Origin of the sequence: Alistipes sp. i18-0019-D1 (assembly GCF_042852885.1) — a bacterium.
In the GTDB taxonomy this organism is placed as follows: Bacteria; Bacteroidota; Bacteroidia; order Bacteroidales; family Rikenellaceae; genus Alistipes.
In genome coordinates, this window is record NZ_AP031424.1 from 3,152,548 (window position 1) to 3,170,868 (window position 18,321).

Genomic DNA, 18,321 nt, shown 5'->3' on the forward strand with positions numbered 1-18,321 from the left:
TTTTGCGTGGTGCGTTGCGTTGTCCGAAATCGAAACGTGTGTGGCGATGCGATGCGAAAAATGAAGCAATGCTTCACAAAGTGCCGGAAATTGCGCTAATTTTTCTACATTTGCATTCATGAAACTCACCTTTCTGGGAACCGGAACGTCGCAGGGCGTGCCCGTCATCGGCTGCCGCTGCAAGGTCTGCACGTCGGCGGACCCGCGCGACAACCGCCTGCGCACCTCGGCGATGGTCGAAACGCGGGGCGTGCGCATCGTCATCGACGCCGGACCCGATTTCCGTTACCAGATGCTCCGCACGGGCGTGCGGCATCTCGACGCCATTCTGCTGACGCACGAGCACAAGGACCATATCGGGGGACTGGACGACGTCAGGGCCTTCAATTTCGTCGATTACCCGCCGACCGTCCACAAGGTCCACATCTACGCCGCTCCGCGGGCGCTGGAGTGCGTGCGCAAGGATTTCGACTACGCCTTTGCGCAGGACAAATACCGCGGCGTGCCGGAGATCGAACTGCATGAAATCGACACCGCAAGGCCGTTCCGGGTCGGGGATGTGGAGATCGTGCCCGTGTCGGGCCACCATTCCGAGCGCTTCGAGGTCACGGGTTTCCGCATCGGGCCGCTGGCCTACCTGACGGACTTCAAGACCATCGAGGACGCCGAGGCCGAAAAGCTGCGCGGGGTGGAGGTGCTGGCGGTCAATGCGCTGCGTTTCGCCCCGCATCCTTCGCACTTCAACCTTGCGGAAGCGCTGGCGCTGATCCGCCGCGTCGGGCCGCGCGAGGCGTATATCACGCATATGTCCCACGAAATCGGCCTCCACGCCGCGACGGACGCGACACTTCCTCCGGGCGTGCATCTGGCCTATGATATGTTGGAAATAGAAATAAAGGAAAAGCATGAAGACATTGGAAAATAAGGTCATCGTCATTACGGGGGCATCGTCGGGCATCGGCGAGGCGATGGCGAAGGTATACGCCGCCCAGGGTGCGAAAGTGGTGCTCGGAGCGCGCAGCGTGCAGAAGCTGCAACTTCTGGCGGGCGACATCCGCGCCCGGGGCGGGCAGGCGGCCTACTGCGGGGTGGACGTGACGAAACCCGAAGAGTGCAGGGAGCTGATCGACACCGCCGTCCGGGAGTTCGGCGGCGTGGATGTGCTGATCTGCAACGCGGGCATCTCGATGCGCGCCGTTTTCGACGACGTGGACCTCGGGGTGCTGCACAAACTGATGGACGTCAACTTCTGGGGCACGGTCAACTGCTGCAAATACGCGCTCCCGTATCTTCAGGCGTCGAAAGGCTCCGTCGTGGGCATTTCCTCCGTCGCGGGACTGCACGGACTGCCGGGCCGCACGGGTTATTCGGCTTCGAAGTACGCCATGACGGGATTCCTCGAAACGCTGCGCATCGAGAATCTCAAAAAGGGACTCCATGTGATGATCGCCTGTCCGGGGTTCACCGCCTCGAACGTCCGGTTCTCGGCCCTCACGGCCGACGGGAAGCAGCAGGGCGAAACCCCGCGCGACGAGGCGAAGATGATGACTCCCGATGAAGTGGCCCGCATCGTGGCGAAGGGCATCCTGAAGCGCAAACGCCTCTGCCTGATGGAGATCGAGGGCCGTGCGACGCACTTCGTCAAGAAGTTCGCTCCGGCGTTCCTCGACCGGATGTTCTACCTGGTGATGTCCCGGGAGCCGGATTCGCCTTTCAAGTAGCTTGAAACCGGATAACAGGGGCGGGGACTTTTGCCGGTTCCCGCCTTTTTTGCGCCCTTTCGCGGATTCCGGCTTTTTCGGTGGGCGGCGCGGGGCGATGGGGCCGGTGCGTCGGCCGGTGCGCATCAAGAAAACACCCGAAGCGATCGGCGCTCCGGGTGTTTTTTGTGGAATCGGGGTTTCCTATTTGGAGAAGATCGAGGAAATCTCCTTGTAGTTGTGCACGCGCTCGATCACGTCGGCGAAGAGGTCGGCGACCGACAGCACCGTGAATTTGTGCAGGTCCTTGTCGGGGTTGAGCGGAATGGAGTCCGTCACGATTACCTCCTCCAGCGCGCTTTCGTTGATGCGCTCGTAGGCCGGGCCGGAGAGCACCGGGTGGGTGATGGCCGCACGGACGCTCTTTGCACCGCGGGACATGAGCATGTCGGCGGCCATGCAGATCGTGCCGGCCGTGTCGATCATGTCGTCGACGATCAGCACGTTGCGGCCTTCGACGTCGCCGATGGCCGTCATCTTGCCCACGACGTTGGCCTTGGCGCGCTCCTTGTGCGAAATGATGATCGGCGTGCCCAGCAGCTTGGAGTAGGTGTTGGCGCGTTTGGCGCCGCCCATGTCGGGGGCCGCGATCGAGAGGTCCTCGATGTTGAGGCTCTTGATGTAGGGCACGAAGATGCCGCTGGCATAGAGGGCGTCGACCGGAACGTCGAAAAATCCCTGGATCTGGTCGGCGTGCAGGTCCATCGTCATCACGCGGTCGACACCTGCGGCCATCAGCATGTTGGCTACCAGTTTGGCGCCGATCGGTACGCGGGGACGGTCCTTGCGGTCCTGGCGCGCCCAGCCGAAGTAGGGCATCACGGCCACGACCTGATAGGCCGAAGCGCGGCGCGCGGCGTCGATCATCATCAGCAGTTCCATCAGGTTGTCCGAGGGCGGGAAGGTCGATTGGATGATGAAGACCGTACAGCCGCGGATCGACTCGTTGTAGCAGGGCTGGAATTCGCCGTCGCTGAAACGCAGGACTTCCGACTGTCCGAGCGTCGTGCCGAAGCTTGCGGCGATCTTTTTGGCCAGATACTCCGAATCGCGACCGGTGAAAATTTTGATTTTGTGGATAGCCATAGATTTCGAGGATTTTTTTGACGTTGCAAATATAGGACAATACGATGAAAAAACACGTCCGCACGGGCGTGTTTTTTCAACATTCGGTTAAACTTTTCCGCCGCGGGCCGGTTTTGGCTCCGGGTCCCCGGTGCGCTTCTTCCCGTTCCGGGACGGCAGGGGTCAGTTCTGTTGCAGGCATTCGCCGATGAAGGCGAGGATTTCCTCGCGTCCCGCGCCCTTTTCCGACGAGGAGACGAACATCGGCGGCAGTTCCTCCCACTGCTGGGCGAGCGCGGCCCGGAACCGCTCCACGCTCTTTTCGCGCTGGGTTTTCGAGAGCTTGTCGGCCTTGGTGAAGATGATGCCGAAGGGGATGCCGTTTTCGCCCAGCATCTCGATGAACCGCAGGTCGATCTTCTGGGGTTCGAGCCGGATGTCCACCAGCACGAACAGGAAGTGCATCTTCTCGCACTTGACGACGTAGTCGGTGATCAGTTTCGAAAACTCGCTGCGCTGGGTTTTCGACGTGCGGGCGTAGCCGTAGCCGGGCAGGTCGACCAGATACCAGGCGTCGTTGATGCGGAAGTGGTTTATGAGGCGCGTTTTTCCGGGCGTTCCCGACACCTTGGCCAGTCCTGCGCGGGCGGTGAGCATGTTGATGAGCGACGATTTTCCGACGTTGCTCCGCCCGATGAAGGCGATGTCTTTCAGGTCGTCCTTCGGAACCTGGGAAATGCGCTCGGAGGAGCATTTGAATTCGGCTTTGGTGATCTGCATCGGTATCTGGTTTTATACAAAGGTACGAAAAAGTCGGATGGCCGCAAAACCGGATTGCGTGCGGCTCCGTGAAACCTTCCGACTGCTAAAAGGGTCGTTACGACCCTAAAGGTACGGAAAAGTCCGGTGGGCACAATTCGGTTTTGTACCTTCCCGTATTTTACCTATATTTGTTTAACACGGGGATCGGCTACTCTTTCCACGCGAGCGATACCCACAGCGGACAATGGTCCGAGGCGACGGTCGTGTGGTCCACCTGCCGCTCGGTGACGACGGCCGATGCGGGCAGTCCGCGGCCGAGGATGTAGTCGATGCGGATGGAGGCGTTCTGTGACGGGAAAGTCATCTGCGTGGTGTCCGAAAGGGGCCGGAATGTGCCGCCCAGCCCGTCGAGAACGGTTTTGGCGACCTTCATGTTGAAGTCTCCGGCCAGCAGCACCGGTTTGCGGCAGGTGTCGGTGACCGTGCGGATGATCGGCAGCGACGCGCGCTGGTCCTCGGGCGTAAGCGAGAGGTGGGTGACGCAGACCACGTAGCCGGGAAACTCGGCGACGAACAGTACGCGGGCCTCTTCGCGTCCCGGAAGCGGGATACGGCGCACGGCGAGCGGTTCGTCGCGCGACAGCAGGCCGACACCGTAGGCGCCGCCGTCGTAGTCGATGGCGCGGCAGAAGCGGGCGTGCATGCCCGTCATTTCGCCCAGCTCCCCGGGGATGAAGCGTCCGGCCATGCGTCCGGTCACGCTGTCCAGTTCCTGCAGGGCCACGATGTCGGGAGCCGTGCGGTTGATCACCTCGGCCACGCGCCCGAGATCCTGGACGTTGTCGATGCCGCGGCCGTTGCGGATGTTGTAACTCATGAATTTCAGGGTCGTCTGCCGCTGTGAGCAGGCTGCGAGCAACAGGCCGCATGCGGCGGCCGGCAGAAGGATGCGCAGAAAAGATTTCATGTCGGGAAAGTCAATTTCCCGTAAAGATAAGGCAAACTGCGCGAAAGATCAAATTTATTTTTCCGGAAATACCCGTTTAGCACCCGATTTGAAGCATGACGCGTGTAATTCTAAATTTTCGTAGCCTATGAAAACACCCCTCCTAATGATGTTGAGCGCCGCTGCGCTGGCCGTCTTCCCTCCGCAGGCCGAAGCCTGCACCCGCGCCGTCTACCTCGGACCCGGCGGCATGACCGTCACGGGCCGCACGATGGACTGGCGCGAAGATCCGCTCACCAACCTTTACATCTTCCCGCGGGGGACCCAGCGCCGCGGGGCGAATACGGACAACACCGTCTTCTGGACCTCGAAATACGGCTCGCTCTCGGCCGCCGGTTACGACATCGGCGTCGCCGACGGCATGAACGAGGCCGGGCTGGTCGCCAGCCTGCTGTTCCTGCCCGAGTCGGTTTACGAACGCCCCGGCGACACGCGCCCCGTCATGGGGCTGAGCATCTGGACGCAGTATGTGCTCGACAATTTCGCCACCGTGGACGAGGCCGTGGCCGAACTTTCGAAGGAGAAGTTCCGCATCGACGCTCCCGACCTGCCCAACGGCGTGCAGTCGCGGCTCCACCTGGCCGTTTCCGACGCTTCGGGCGACAGCGCGATCTTCGAGTACCGCGACGGCAAACTGGAAATCCACCACGGACGGCAGTACCAGGTGATGACCAATTCGCCCTTCTACGACGATCAGCTGGCAATCCTCGGCTACTGGCAGCAAATCGGCGGTCTGACGATGCTGCCGGGGACCAACCGCGCTCCGGACCGCTTCGTGCGGGCGTCGTTCTACATCAACGCCGTCGAGCAGACCTCCGACCCGAAGATCGCCGTGCCGGCCGTGATGTCGGTCATGCGTAACGTCTCGGTTCCCTACGGCATCTCCACGCCCGACAAGCCGCACATCGCCTCGACGCGCTGGCGCACGGTCTGCGACCAGAAGAACCGGGTCTACTATTTCGAACCGACGCTGGCCATGGAGACCTTTTGGGTCGACCTGGCGGCGATCGACTTTTCGAAGGGCAGCGGCGAGCGCACCCTCACGCTTGCCGGCGGGCAGACCTACGCAGGCGACGCCACGGCGAAATTCCGCCGCAGCGCCAGGCCTTTCGTCTTCCTCTTCGGGGTGTGACGCACGCCGTCCGGTCCTGAAAAAGCCCCGGAATGTTCCGGGGCTCTTTCGTGTCAGCGGTGTCGCGGGTATTTGTTGTTGAAGCGGTAGCCGACGCCCAGCATCAGGAAGTTGGGCATGTGGAAATCGCGGAGGCTGTAACCGATGTGGACGTAGGAACTGCGCGTCACGGCCACCTTCAGGGTAAGCATCTGGTAGAAGGCCTTCAGGTCGCCGCCCTTGTGCAGGAAGTTGGTTCCCAGGCCGACCCCGATGTTGAAATAGGGCATTACGAACTCGGCGCGGGCCGAGACGCCGAGCGCCAGCTGCTTGTCGACGCCGGGTTTCTCTACCGCAAGGTCGGCGCTGCTGCCCATCTCTACGATCTGGTCGGCGATGGCGACGTTGGCGCTGCCGTCGTACACGCCGTCGAGCGACACGCCCGCGCGGAACTTGTAGCCGAAATTATACATCGAGGCGAAATTGAATCCCAGGACCGTGTAGGCATCCGGCGCGGCATACTGCTTGTCGCCGACCTCGATGCCCTTGCGCCGCCACGAGCCGAACAGCGTGAGGTCGTAGCTGAAATGGCGCGGGAATGCGGGGCAGACCGTCCGCGGGGCCATTTCGGCCGACTTCCGCCCGAAATTGTAGGTCAGGCCCGCGCGCAGTCCCACGGCGTTGAGTCCCGCGTTGGGGAATTTGGTGTTGCCGTTGGAGAAGTGCGTGAGGCTGAAACCCGCCGTGAAGTCCACCTCGCGCGTGACGCGCCAGTCGAGGAAGAAATCGGCGTTGAGATAGGCGTTCATCTTCGACCCCATCATCTTGTTGAGGGGGTTCACGGCGTCGTCGTAGGGTTTCCAGCCGAACGAGAGGCCGAAATTCCACTCGTAGTTGAACGACAGCCGCGGGCTGATCCGCGCGATGCGCGCGCCCTGGAACAGGTAGACGGCAATCGGGTTGCCCAGTTCGTCGGGATTTCCGAAGTCGTAATAGGCGGCCCCGATACCCTGGTAGGCGCCGCCGTAAATCTGGTCGGGAATCGACCCGGGGCGGAATTGGAACGAGTAGCGGAGGTGTCCCGAGAGGGAGAGGTCGATGGGCTGTCCGGCGCGGTTCTCGCCTTCGACGAAGGGGTTGGTCGGGAAGATGTATTCGGGGCGGAACTCCGCGCCGATGCGGTGCATGAAGCGGCGTCCGGAAGCGGTCGTGTCGCGGGGCTGGACAACCGATCCGTCGGCGTAGCGGCGCTCGGGACGGTATTCCCGGCGCTGTTGTCCGTCCCGGAATCCGGCGCGGTAACCGGCCTTGTAACCCCTTGTATAGTGGTCGTTCAGGTAGTTGCAGCGGTAGGCGGCGCTGTCCGGTCCGGCGTCCGGCGCACCCGTGGCCGTTTCGTCCGCATGAACGGTTCCGGGCGACACTCCTTCTGCCCGGGCCTGGCCGGAAAGGAAGAGCACGGCTACCGCGAGAACCGCCGCTATCCAGATCCGTATTTTGTTTTCCATGTGAGGCTGAAATTCACGTTTTGACGCCGAAGTTACGAATTTTTTCCGGAATCGGAACCGCTTCGCTCCGAATTGTCGCGAAAAGGCGCTGTGGGGTGGTGCGTGTTATCTGTTTTTTTGATATATTCGGAACGGGCGGTTGCGAATGCGGTTTGATTTTTTTATATTTGTAGCGTGAGGGCGGCGGACGAGAGAGCGAATAACAGCTTATTATTAAAATCGGAATCCGGGATGAAAGAGACGGACACTCCGCGTTGGTACGGATATTTGCAGGCTTTGGGCAGGGACCCGTGGGTCGACTGGGGTGTCACTGCCGGTTTTCTTTTGCTCATCATGAGTTGGTTTCTGCCGGGAGCGGCGGCGGATTTTGTCATCGATGTCGTTTGTATGGCGATTTTTGTCGGGATTGCGGTCCGGATCGGTTATGTGATCGCCTGTGTCCGTCTGGGGCACAGATCGCACCGGGAGTCCGTCCGGGCCGTCCGGTTTCGGAACGTAATGGGCAATATCGTCGTCGTTTTGTATTTTGTCGTCGCTATCCTGCTGATTGTGTGGCGTTATTTGAACGCGTGACCGGATCGGGACGCACCTAAAAAATCCACCCCGAAAGAGGTGGATTTTTTAGGTGGATAACACGCGCCCCGGCGGGACGTTCGGATTCAATACCCGAGTATGCGCAGCATCGAGCGGTAGGACTGCTCCTTGGCGAACAGGCGCGTGTAATACTCGTTGTCCGACTTGTCGCGGTCGATGATCACATGCTTGGGCGCGGGGATCAGGCAGTGCTGGATGCCGCCGAAGCCACCGAGCGACTCCTGGTAGGCTCCCGTGTGGAAAAATCCGATGTACTGCGTGTTGCCCGCTTCGAGTTTGGGCAGGAAGATGGCGCTGGTGTGGCACTCCGAGTTGTAGAAATCCTCGCTGTCGCAGGTCAGCCCGCCGAGCAGCACGCGCTGGTATTCCTTGTCCCAGTTGTTCACGGCCAGCATGATGTAGCGCTGGTTGATGCCCCATGTGTCGGGCAGGGTGGTGATGAACGACGAGTCGATCATGTACCAGTTCTCGCGGTCGTTCTGCTGCTTCTGGTTGACGATCGAGTAGAGCACCGCGCCGCTTTCGCCCACGGTGAACGAGCCGAATTCGGTGAAGATATTGGGTTCCTCGACGCCGTTGCGCTGGCAGATGTTCTTGATCTGGGCCACGATCTCCTCGGTGAGGTACTCGTAGTCGTATTCGAAGTTGAGCGAGTTCTTGATCGGGAAACCGCCGCCGATGTTGAGGCTGTCCAGCTCGGGACAGATGGCCTTCAGCTCGCAGTAGACGTTCATGCACTTCGACAGCTCGTTCCAGTAGTAGGCCGTGTCCTTGATGCCGGTGTTGATGAAGAAATGCAGCATCTTGAGCTGGAATTTCTTGCTGTTGCGGAGTTTTGCCTTGTAGAAATCGACGATGTCGTTGTAGCGGATTCCCAGCCGCGAGGTGTAGAAGTCGAACTTGGGCTCCTCCTCGCAGGCGATGCGGATGCCGACTTTGCACTTCTTGGTGAACGAGTCCTCGAACAGCTCCAGTTCCTCCTTGTTGTCCAGCACGGGGATCGTGTTCGAGAAGCCGTCGTTGACCAGCTGGGCGATGTTCTCGACGTACTGCGGGCGTTTGAATCCGTTGCAGATGATGTAGCGGTCCTTGTCGATGATGCCGCCGTCGTAGAGGGCGTTGATGATGTGGATGTCGTAGGCCGACGAGGTTTCCAGGTGGATGTCGTTCTTCATGGCCTCCTCCAGCACGAACGAGAAATGGCTCGACTTGGTGCAGTAACAATAATTGTACGAACCTTTGTAGTCGACCTTCGCCATCGCCACGTTGAACATGCGCTTGGCGCGGTTGATCTGCTGGGAGATCTTCGGCAGGTAGGTGATTTTGAGCGGAGTTCCGTACTGTTTGATCAGTTCCATCAGCGGAATGTCGTGGAAATTCAGCTCGTTATCCTCGACGGAGAACTCATCCTGCGGGAAATCGAACGATTGTTCGATCAGGTCGATGTACTTGTCTTTCATGGCTCGTTCGGTAAGTTTTTTACAATCCGGCTCGGTTACTTTGCAATTTTCGGGCGAAAGTAGCTCGCCCGGATTTTTGAAAAAACCGGGATGCAAAATAGGCGAATATTTTTCGGATAACCAACACTTTGCCCGATTATTTTGAAAAAGCCCTCCGGAATATTGCTTTTTCCGCTGAAAAAGGGTAATTTTGAACCCGGATTTAAAGGATTTTCAACCGTGCTGATTCATACCCTGACACAATATCTGGAGTCGCACAAGCGGCTCGTCGTACCCCAACTCGGAACGTTCATCGTCAAGGAGCCGGGCCGGAGCGTCGTCTTTTCGGAACTGCTCAAACGCGACGACGGCGTGCTGCGGGGACTTCTCCGCGCCGGGGGGCTGGGCGAACTGGAGGCCGCGGGCGAGATCGACCGCTTCGTTTTCGAGATCCGCCATGCCGTGGAGCACGGCTCGGAGTACTCTTTGGAGGGCTTCGGGGTGATGAAACCCGGTCCCAATGCCACCATCGCCTTCGTCTACGAGCCGCGTCCCGCGGCGGAATCCCCCGCGGAAGAACCGGCCGGCCGGAAGCGCCCGACGCTGCAACCCGAGAAGGTGGCCGAGGCAGTCAAGACGGCTTTCGCGGAGCCGCGCGTGTCGGCTTCAGCGAAGATGAATCCCGATCCCTCGGTGCGGGGACTGCGCTACGGCAAGCCGCCGAAGAGCACCGATGCCTACCGCTACGTCGACCGCGTGCCGCGCCGCCGCGCCGACCGGTTCATCTGGATCGCCGTGATCGCCGCCGTGCTGGCCGTGGCGGCCATCGCCTTCGGACTGTGGCGCGACGCCCGGGAGAAACAGGCCGAAAACGAATACATCGAACTTCCGCAGGCGGCTGCGCTCCCGTCCGCCGCATCCCAACCCGAACAACCCGAATAAATGACAGAGATCACCACCGTAAAACAACGCTTCGGCATCATCGGCAGCTCCCCGCTTCTGGACAGGGCGCTGGAGGTGGCCCTGCGTGTGGCCCCGACCGACCTGACGGTGCTCGTCACGGGCGAGAGCGGCGTGGGCAAGGAGTTCTTCCCGCAGGTCATCCACGCCTATTCCGCGCGCAAGCACAGCAAATACATCGCCGTCAACTGTGCGGCGATTCCCGAGGGTACGATCGACTCCGAGCTGTTCGGCCACGAGAAAGGCTCCTTTACCGGCGCCGTGGAGGCCCGCAAGGGCTATTTCGAGGAGGCCGACGGCGGTACGATCTTCCTGGACGAGGTGGCCGAACTGCCGCATCCGACGCAGGCGCGCCTGCTGCGCGTGCTCCAGACGGGCGAGTTTATCCGCGTCGGTTCGTCGAAGGTGCAGAAGACCAACGTCCGCGTGGTCGCCGCCACGAACATGAACCTCCAGGAGGCCATCGCCCAGGGGCGTTTCCGCGAGGACCTTTATTACCGCCTGGGGACGGTCCCCATCACGGTTCCCTCGCTGCGCGAACGTCCGGAGGACATTCCGCTGCTGTTCCGCAAGTTCGCCGCCGACGTGGCCGTGCAGTACCGCATGCCCGCCGTGACGCTCGACGACGCGGCCCGCGAGATGCTGAAGAGCTACTACTGGCGGGGCAACATCCGCCAGCTGAAGAACGTCGCCGAGCAGATTTCGGCCATCGAGCAGACCCGGGTGATCACCTCCGAGGTGCTGGCGAAATACCTGCCCCCGCAGGGCGGAGGCGCGCCGATGCACGCCGGGGCGATGCGCATGGACGACACGATGTCGACCGAGCGCGAACTGCTCTACAAGGTGCTGTTCGACATGCGCGCCGACATCAACGACCTCAAGCGGATGATCTCCGAACTGGCGAAAGGCGGCGTGCCGTGCCCCGAGCCGGTCCATGACGTCAAGGCCCTGCTGCCGACCACGGCGCAGAGCAGCTACGTTCCGGCCGTCGCGGCCTATCCCCAGCCCCCGGTCTACGCCGAGAGCGAGGAGGTGGCCGACGAGCCGCCCCGCGAGATGACCAAAGCCGACATGCAGCGCGAGCAGATCGTCCGCGCCCTGCGCCGCAACAACGGCCGCCGACGCGAGGCTGCCGCCGAACTTTTCATGTCGGAGCGCACACTATACCGCAAGATAAAGGAGTTAGGTATAGAGGAAATTTAGCTTATGAAGATCAGACTTACGATACTGGGCCTTTGCGCCGCGCTCCTAACGGGCTGCGGGGTGTCCATCAAATATTCGCTGTCGGGCGCCTCGATTCCGCCCGATGCCAAGACCTTTTCGGTGGCCTACTTCCCCAATAACGCCACGATGGTTTCGCCGATTTTGAGTTCGACGCTCACCGAGGCGCTGGTCGACATGTTCACGCGCCGCACGCGCTTGATGCAGGTCGACGAGGGCGGCGACTTCGCCTTCGAGGGCGAGATCGTCAACTACACGTCGACGACGGCCTCGGTGTCGAGCGACGACTACGCGCTGCTGAACCGCCTGACGATCACCGTCAAGGTGCGCTTCACCAACGCCCTCGACGAGAAGATGTCGTTCAACCGCACCTTCCAGGCCTACGAGGACTACGACTCCACGAAACTGCTTACGGAGGTCGAAGGCGAGCTGATTCCGCAGATCGTCGACAAGATCGTGACCGACATTTTCCAGGCCGCGGCCTCCAACTGGTAATCCCGACGCGCGATGTCCGACCTGAAAACATACTTTGCGGCTCCCGGCAGGGCGGAGAAGCCTTCCGGGGCCGAAGCCGCGGACCTCGCGGTGCGCTTTCCGTGGTTTCTCCCGGGGCGCATCCTGTGCGAAGGGCTTACGGGCGAATCCGACCCGCGGGTGGCGCTGATGGCCCCGTGGCGGGCCGAGAGTTCGCTGCGCAGGGCCGCGGTCGACGCCTCGGCGCTCACGCAGCTCTCCTCGGAGGAGATCATCGAACGTTTCCTGCAGGAGGAGGACCTGCGCATTGTCGCCGGCGAGGGCGAACCCGAGGAGGAAGTCGTCCTGCAGCCCGAACTGGACGACGACGACGAGGTGGTTACCGAGGAACTGGCCGAAATCTATCTCGCTCAAGGCCTTCGTGACAAGTCCGTGGCGATTTATCGTAAATTAAGTTTGCGAAATCCCGAAAAAAGTGTTTACTTTGCCGAACTTATTGGCAAAATAGAAAACAATATTAAAATTTAAGGTAATATGTTATACACGATTTGCATTGCCCTGATACTCGTTGCGAGCGTACTGGTGATCCTGGCGGTATTGGTGCAGAACCCCAAGAGCGGCATGGCCGCCAATTTCGGCGCGTCGAACCAGGTGATGGGTGTGCGCGAGACTACGAACTTCCTGGAGAAATTCACCTGGTCGATGGCCATTGTCATCGTGGTCTTGAGCCTTGCGGCTACGCTGGCCATGGACCGTGGTCTGGTCGCCGACAGCAATTCGGAGATTTCGAAGGACGCCAAGGCGCTTCAGGAGCGTGTCATCGAGTCCGAGGCCGCCGCTACGATGCCGCAGGCCGAGATTCCCTCTGCCGGACAGACCGAGCAGCAGGCCGAGTAAAGTCCGCGTTCCGTCCGGAACGCCGGGGGGGGGGAAGAGACTCCCGCTATTATAGAAGACCGAGGATTTTCTCCGCGGTCTTTTTTTGTCGGCCGGAGACGGCCCCGCATGGACGATTCATCGGGAGAGACCGGAACAGTCCCGCAATGGCGAATCTCCGGAGGGGCAGCCTCGCAATGAAAATCCTGCGGCTGTTTGCCTTCAGGAGCGGGAACCGGACGGATGAATCCCGCCTGCGTTTTACGTATGGGAAAGGACCGCGAAGGAATTCGCGGTCTTGCTTTGTGCGCTCCGGGATGACGGCGACAGCCCGTCCTCCGGAACCGGTCAGAGGTGCTGCGGGCTGAAAGCTCCGATGGTCTTGATCCGCTCCTCGAAATCATCGCGCGAGACGAGCGTGTGCCCCTTGATTTTCGACCGGTAGTTGTAGATCGTGCTCACGGAGTAGCGCAGCAGCGCGGCGATTTTCGAAGAGTCGTTGATGCCCAGCCGGATCAGCGCGAAGATGCGCAGCTCGGTCGTCAGCAGTTCGCCCTTTTTCGGTTCGATGCGCGCCTCCCTGTCCAGCAGGGAGTTGAAATCCTCGATGAACGTGGGGTAGAGTTGCAGGAACGTCGTGTCGAAGTTGTGGTAAAACTCCTCCAGTTCGCGGCTGTCGCCGTCGGTCGGGGAGTACTCCTTCCGCAGTTCGTCGACGCGGCCGTCACGCAGCAGGCGGCGTACGTGGCGGCGCGAGTCGATGATTTTGTCGATGTACTCCGAGCACATCGTCAGGAAGATGCCGATATACTCCTCCTTCACTTCGTTGGCCTCGGAAATCTGGCTGTTCAGCCCGGCCAGCCGCTTGTTGATGTGCTGGAGGTCCTTGTTCGAAATGTTGAGCCGGTTGTTGGCCTGCTGCAATTCGAGCCGTGCGAGGCTCAGCTTGCGGTTCTGCCGCAGGACAAAGATCACGCCGCCCACCGCCAGCAGCATGAAGCCGGCGATCGACAGGACGAAGATGTTGTACATGGTGTCCATCCGCTGCCGCCGGACGCGGTAGGCTTCTTCGATGACGTGCAGCGCCAGTGCGTCCTGCCACGGGCGGAGCCGTGAGTTGAAGAACCGGGCGTCGTCCATCACGATGCGCATGTAGCGCATCGCGCGCTGGATGTTGTCGTCGTCGAGCAGCGTGTTGGCAAGGCTTTTCAGCGCGGCGTTGTCGCGGATCGCCAGCTGGATGTCGGTCATCGCCGAGCGTGCGAACCACACCTGCGCCGTGGGAGTGTCGTCCATCAGGTCCGCCACGAGGGCGCGCATGTACGACGCCTCGGCGTATTCGCGCGAAAGGGGTTGCAGGGTGCTGCACAGCCGCTCGGAAATCTCCACGGCCTGCGGGTAGTCGCGGGCACCGATCGCCTGGCGGAGCCGGAAGTTGAGGTGCGTGGCCGACTCCGGCTCGGTGTTGTCCACGATCAGCCGGGCGTAGATCTCCGTAAGCCGCCACGATTCGTGTCCCTGCGCCGAATCGTGGGAGTAGAGCTGGAGTTCGTCGTTGAGTTTGTGGCGGGCGATGTAGTAGTCGACCAGCTGCCTGCGGTCCAGCGCCGTGGTGTCGACCAGTTTCAGCATGTTCGCCGCTTCGAGGTAGATGCCCGCCGAACTGTACAGGTAGGCCAGCTGGATACGGCTCTCGTTGAGGTGTCCCGCGTCGTTCATGCGCGTCGCCAGGGCGATGTTGCGGTAGAGGTAGTCGATGGTCGAATCGGCCTGATAGGGGGTGTATTCGTCGATCAGCTGCTGGTTGAGGATGTAGCGCTGGGCGTCCGAGAAGTCCGATTTCCGGAGTATGTTTTTCAGCGACTCGATCCGCTGTTCGCGTCCGGCGATGTAGGAGTCGCGGTGCGCGAGGGTGGCGTCGAGTTGCGAAAGCACGCTTTTCAGGTCGTTTTGAGCCGAGGCGGACAGCGTTGCGGCGAGCAGCAGTGCGGTTGACAGAAGGTTTCTCATTTGCGGGCGGTTCTCTGTTTGGTCCTGACAAATACAGTTAAAAGGACGGATGGTTCCGAAACCGAATCGGGTGCGGTAAGCGTTCCGGTTGATAAAAGTCTCGTTACGACACCAAAGATAGAAATAATCTCGGGAAAATCAATACCGGGCAGGCGGTTCGCCCGGCGAACGGGGCATGCGCCGGGAGCCGGATTTATTTAAAATATTTTATTATATGCCGCTTTCGGGCTGCCGGAACGTTTGTATATATTCCGACCGATCTACTTTTTTTTGCAATTGTCAAATAATTAATATATTGATTGACAGCATGATGCATTTTTATAAACGAGTTTCGGGTTTACAATTTGCAGTTTAAATTTTTTTCATGTCGCGGAGGATGATTATTTTTATTTAAGCGGAAATAAGGCGATGGAACGCTGATTTTTTAAGAACTGCGCCTTACCTATTTATAATATTAACTTATAACTTAAAACCTTAAATTCCTATGGCACATTTTTGCAAGAAACTGCAAGCGGGCTGCCGGAGAGGGTGGATGCTGGTGCTGGCGGCGATGCTGACCGTTTTTGCGCCGGCGGCCTTCGCCCAGTCGGCGCCGACCGTGACGGGAACGGTCACCGACCAGTCGGGGCTGCCCGTTATCGGCGCCACGATCATCGAGCAGGGGACCACGAACGGCGCTACGACGGGCGTGGACGGCTCTTATTCCCTCAAACTCCGAGGGGGGGGGGAATTCTGCTAACCTGATTTTCCAGTCGCTCGGATTCGTTTCGCAGACGGTTCCCGTCAACGGCCGCACGAAGATCGATGTCAAACTCGCCGAAGATGCCGTGGCGCTCGACGCCGTGGTGGCGATCGGTTACGGCACGGTCAAGCAGAAGGACCTCACGACGGCCGTTTCGATCGTCAAGACCGACGACCTGGCCCGCCGCCCGATCACCTCGGCTTCGGGCGCACTTCAGGGCAAAGCCGCCGGTGTGCAGGTCATCCAGCCCAACGGCTCTCCCGGACAGGGCATGGTGGTCCGCGTCCGCGGCGCTTCGTCCATCTCGTCGAGCAACGACCCGCTCTATGTGGTCGACGGCGTTCCCGTGGGCGAAGGAAACTACGCCATCGCTTACCTCTCTCCCAACGAGATCGAGTCGATGCAGGTGCTGAAGGACGCCTCGTCGGCCGCCATCTATGGTTCGCGCGCCGCCAACGGCGTGGTGCTCATCACCACCAAGCAGGGCAGCCGGAAACGGGGTCCCGAGATTTCGTTCTCGACCTTCGTCGGCATTTCGAAGGTGACCAAGAGCTACGATGTGCTCAACGCCCGGCAGTATCGTGACCTGATGCAGGAGAACGGCGCCGTGTCGGGGCTTCCGGCCGATCTGACCGACCGGACCGACTGGTTCGACGAAACCTACTCGACGGGCGTCAACCAGAACTACCAGTTCTCGGTCTCCAACGGCGATGAAAACTCGTCCTATTACCTCGGCGGCGGTTACACCGACGAAAAGGGCATCATCAACACCACCTCTTCGGACCGCTACAACGTGAAGGCCAGCTTCGACAAGAAGATTTTCAAATGGGTTTCGGCCAACGCCTCGACGACTTTTTCGCACTACACCACCAAGGGCACGATCATCTCGGGCCAGGGCGCCAACCGCGCCGGCGTGGTGGTGTCGGCCATCACGACCCCGACCTACGCGCCGATCTGGGACACCGAGAATCCCCAGCAGTTCTACAATGATTTTTACGGCGCCAACCTCACCTCGCCGCGTGAGAACATGGCCCGCACGGATTACAACCGGGATGTCACCGACCGTCTGCTGCTTTCCGGCGGCCTGACGTTCTACCTGGCCAAAGGCCTGACCTTCAAATCGACGGTTTCGATGGACCGCCGCTGGGTCCATTCGTCGTCGTTCCTCGATCCGATCCGCACCTCCTACGGGCGGACGCAGCACGGCACGGCGTCGGACACCCGTTCCGACGATATGCGCATGGTCTACGACAACATCCTCACCTGGAACAAGTCGTTCGACCGCCACGGCCTCGAAGTGATGGCCGGTACGTCGGCCACGACCTCCGTGTGGGAGCAACTGAGCGGCTCGCGCTCCTATTTCTCCTCGACCAACAACAACGCCATCCCCAACCTGAACGGCGGTAACAACGGCGGCGTCCGCGGCCAGAGCTACGGCAAATCGGAGTGGTCGATCATGTCCTACCTGGCCCGCGTGTCGTACAACTACGACAGCAAGTACCTCGTGACGGCCAATTTCCGCGCCGACGGTTCCTCGAAGCTGGCTCCCGGCCATCGCTGGGGTTACTTCCCCTCGTTCTCGGCCGCGTGGCGCATCTCGGGCGAGAAGTTCCTGCGCGACGTGTCGTGGATCAACGACCTGAAACTGCGCGCCGGCTGGGGACAGACCGGTAACCAGGCGGGCCTCGGGGAGTACGGCTGGATGCAGCAGTACAGCACCAACTACTACGACTGGACGCTGACCGAGAACGCGCAGGCCGTGCCGACGGTCGGCGGTCGCAGCAACATCAAGAACGAGGACCTTACGTGGGAGACCTCCTCGCAGACCAACGTCGGACTCGATTTCGCGCTTCTGAACAACCGTTTGAGCCTTTCGCTCGACTATTACTACAAGTACACCGAGGACATGCTGATGAGCGTGCCCCTGCCTTCGCCCTATCCCAACATCACGCGCAACGACGGCGAGATGTCGAACCAGGGCTTCGAAATCACCCTTTCGTCGGTCAACATCGCCAAGAAGGATTTCAACTGGTCGACCGACCTGAACGTTTCGATCAACCGCAACAAGGTCGAAAAACTCAACCTGAAGCAGGTTTACTACTACGCCACGACCTCCGACGCGACCAACGACAACGTCGTGCGCATGACTCCGGGCCATTCGCTTTCGAAGTTCTGGGGCTATGTCTCCAAGGGGGTCGATCCCGAGACGGGCGACCTGGTTTACGAGGACCGCAACGGCGACGGCGAGATCACGCCGCTGGACAAGACCTGGATCGGCAACGCCAATCCCAAGTTCACCTTCGGCATGACCAACAACTTCTCGTGGAAGGGGCTTAACTTGAACATCCTGATCACGGGTTCCTACGGCAACGACATCTTCAACGCCTCGCGCATCGAGACCGAGGGAATGGCTTCGGGCAACAATCAGACGACCACGGTTCTGCGCCGCTGGCGCATCCCGGGCCAGCAGACCGACGTGTTCCGCTCGGACAACCCCTCGTGGAACGTGAAGAACTCGACCTACTGGGTCGAGGACGGCTCCTACCTCAAGGTGAAGAACATCACCCTGTCGTACGACATCACCTCGCCCAAGCTCAAACGCATCAACATCACGCGTATCCAGCCCTACGTTTCGCTCCAGAACTTCATCACCTGGACCAACTATTCGGGCTACGATCCCGAGGTGAGCCAGTCGGAAAGCGCTACGCAGATGGGCATCGACTGGGGAACCTATCCCAACGTGCGCACGGTCGTCGTGGGCCTGAACCTCACTTTCTAACCACTGAAAAAAGA

At 60.3% G+C, this 18,321-nt stretch carries 17 protein-coding genes; 11 read left to right on the forward strand and 6 right to left on the reverse strand.

Annotated features, from left to right (window positions below):
- Positions 1-118: 118 nt before the first annotated feature.
- Together ACGHP5_RS13135 and ACGHP5_RS13140 are read left to right on the forward strand one after the other, a co-directional pair.
- Positions 119-925, forward strand: coding sequence for an MBL fold metallo-hydrolase (locus ACGHP5_RS13135; RefSeq protein WP_278433018.1), 807 nt, complete (start codon positions 119-121; stop codon positions 923-925).
- On the forward strand, positions 906-1,721 hold the full coding sequence (locus ACGHP5_RS13140; protein ID WP_278433020.1) for an SDR family oxidoreductase: 816 nt from the start codon (positions 906-908) through the stop codon (positions 1,719-1,721). Before ACGHP5_RS13135 ends, ACGHP5_RS13140 begins: the two co-directional genes overlap by 20 nt.
- A 183-nt stretch (positions 1,722-1,904) precedes the next feature.
- Here the strand turns inward: ACGHP5_RS13140 and ACGHP5_RS13145 are convergent, their stop codons facing one another.
- The 3 genes from ACGHP5_RS13145 to ACGHP5_RS13155 all read right to left on the reverse strand — a co-directional run bounded on the left by ACGHP5_RS13145 (position 1,905) and on the right by ACGHP5_RS13155 (position 4,554).
- The gene (locus ACGHP5_RS13145; protein WP_278433021.1) at positions 1,905-2,846 is read right to left on the reverse strand and encodes a ribose-phosphate pyrophosphokinase; all 942 of its coding nucleotides are present in this window, start codon (positions 2,844-2,846) and stop codon (positions 1,905-1,907) included.
- 162 nt (positions 2,847-3,008) lie between these two features.
- On the reverse strand, positions 3,009-3,605 hold the full coding sequence (gene yihA / locus ACGHP5_RS13150) for a ribosome biogenesis GTP-binding protein YihA/YsxC (protein WP_278433023.1): 597 nt from the start codon (positions 3,603-3,605) through the stop codon (positions 3,009-3,011).
- Positions 3,606-3,795: 190 nt separating this feature from the next.
- Positions 3,796-4,554 (reverse strand): endonuclease/exonuclease/phosphatase family protein, encoded by a 759-nt coding sequence (locus tag ACGHP5_RS13155; protein WP_337756620.1) that lies wholly within the window; start codon positions 4,552-4,554, stop codon positions 3,796-3,798.
- Positions 4,555-4,681: 127 nt separating this feature from the next.
- Between ACGHP5_RS13155 and ACGHP5_RS13160 the strand changes: the two genes are divergently transcribed.
- Entirely contained in the window at positions 4,682-5,725 is a 1,044-nt protein-coding gene (locus ACGHP5_RS13160) for a linear amide C-N hydrolase (protein WP_337658238.1), read from the forward strand.
- Between the two features lie 53 nt (positions 5,726-5,778).
- On the opposite strand, the gene ACGHP5_RS13165 is transcribed toward ACGHP5_RS13160, so the two are convergent.
- Positions 5,779-7,212 carry an acyloxyacyl hydrolase gene (locus tag ACGHP5_RS13165; protein WP_390567168.1) on the reverse strand — a complete coding sequence of 478 codons (1,434 nt, stop codon included), beginning with the start codon at positions 7,210-7,212 and terminating at the stop codon, positions 5,779-5,781.
- Positions 7,213-7,443: 231 nt separating this feature from the next.
- On the opposite strand from ACGHP5_RS13165, the gene ACGHP5_RS13170 reads away from it, so the two are divergent.
- Entirely contained in the window at positions 7,444-7,785 is a 342-nt protein-coding gene (locus ACGHP5_RS13170) for a hypothetical protein (protein ID WP_290533051.1), read from the forward strand.
- Positions 7,786-7,871: 86 nt separating this feature from the next.
- Here ACGHP5_RS13170 and ACGHP5_RS13175 read toward each other — a convergent pair whose 3' ends face one another.
- Positions 7,872-9,266, reverse strand: coding sequence for an arginine decarboxylase (locus tag ACGHP5_RS13175; protein ID WP_118406507.1), 1,395 nt, complete (start codon positions 9,264-9,266; stop codon positions 7,872-7,874).
- Positions 9,267-9,488: 222 nt separating this feature from the next.
- Here ACGHP5_RS13175 and ACGHP5_RS13180 point away from each other — a divergent pair, with 222 nt between their 5' ends.
- From ACGHP5_RS13180 to secG, 5 genes are read left to right on the forward strand one after another with little or no spacing between them, the layout of a single operon-like run.
- Positions 9,489-10,187, forward strand: coding sequence for a hypothetical protein (locus ACGHP5_RS13180; protein WP_374048493.1), 699 nt, complete (start codon positions 9,489-9,491; stop codon positions 10,185-10,187).
- A complete protein-coding gene (locus tag ACGHP5_RS13185; protein WP_390567170.1) occupies positions 10,188-11,408 on the forward strand; it encodes a sigma-54 interaction domain-containing protein in 1,221 nt (406 codons plus the stop codon). It abuts the gene before it with no gap.
- A gap of 3 nt (positions 11,409-11,411) precedes the next feature.
- On the forward strand, positions 11,412-11,921 hold the full coding sequence (locus ACGHP5_RS13190) for an LptE family protein (protein WP_290533054.1): 510 nt from the start codon (positions 11,412-11,414) through the stop codon (positions 11,919-11,921).
- Between the two features lie 12 nt (positions 11,922-11,933).
- Positions 11,934-12,428: a hypothetical protein gene (locus ACGHP5_RS13195; protein ID WP_390567172.1), complete on the forward strand. Its 495-nt coding sequence runs from the start codon at positions 11,934-11,936 to the stop codon at positions 12,426-12,428.
- A gap of 6 nt (positions 12,429-12,434) precedes the next feature.
- On the forward strand, positions 12,435-12,797 hold the full coding sequence (gene secG / locus ACGHP5_RS13200; RefSeq protein WP_390567174.1) for a preprotein translocase subunit SecG: 363 nt from the start codon (positions 12,435-12,437) through the stop codon (positions 12,795-12,797).
- 327 nt (positions 12,798-13,124) lie between these two features.
- Here secG and ACGHP5_RS13205 read toward each other — a convergent pair whose 3' ends face one another.
- The gene (locus ACGHP5_RS13205) at positions 13,125-14,786 is read right to left on the reverse strand and encodes a DUF6377 domain-containing protein (protein WP_390567176.1); all 1,662 of its coding nucleotides are present in this window, start codon (positions 14,784-14,786) and stop codon (positions 13,125-13,127) included.
- Positions 14,787-15,270: 484 nt separating this feature from the next.
- Between ACGHP5_RS13205 and ACGHP5_RS13210 the strand changes: the two genes are divergently transcribed.
- A complete protein-coding gene (locus ACGHP5_RS13210; protein WP_390567178.1) occupies positions 15,271-15,525 on the forward strand; it encodes a carboxypeptidase-like regulatory domain-containing protein in 255 nt (84 codons plus the stop codon).
- Between the two features lie 4 nt (positions 15,526-15,529).
- Positions 15,530-18,307 (forward strand): SusC/RagA family TonB-linked outer membrane protein, encoded by a 2,778-nt coding sequence (locus ACGHP5_RS13215; RefSeq protein WP_390568439.1) that lies wholly within the window; start codon positions 15,530-15,532, stop codon positions 18,305-18,307.
- Positions 18,308-18,321: the final 14 nt, after the last annotated feature.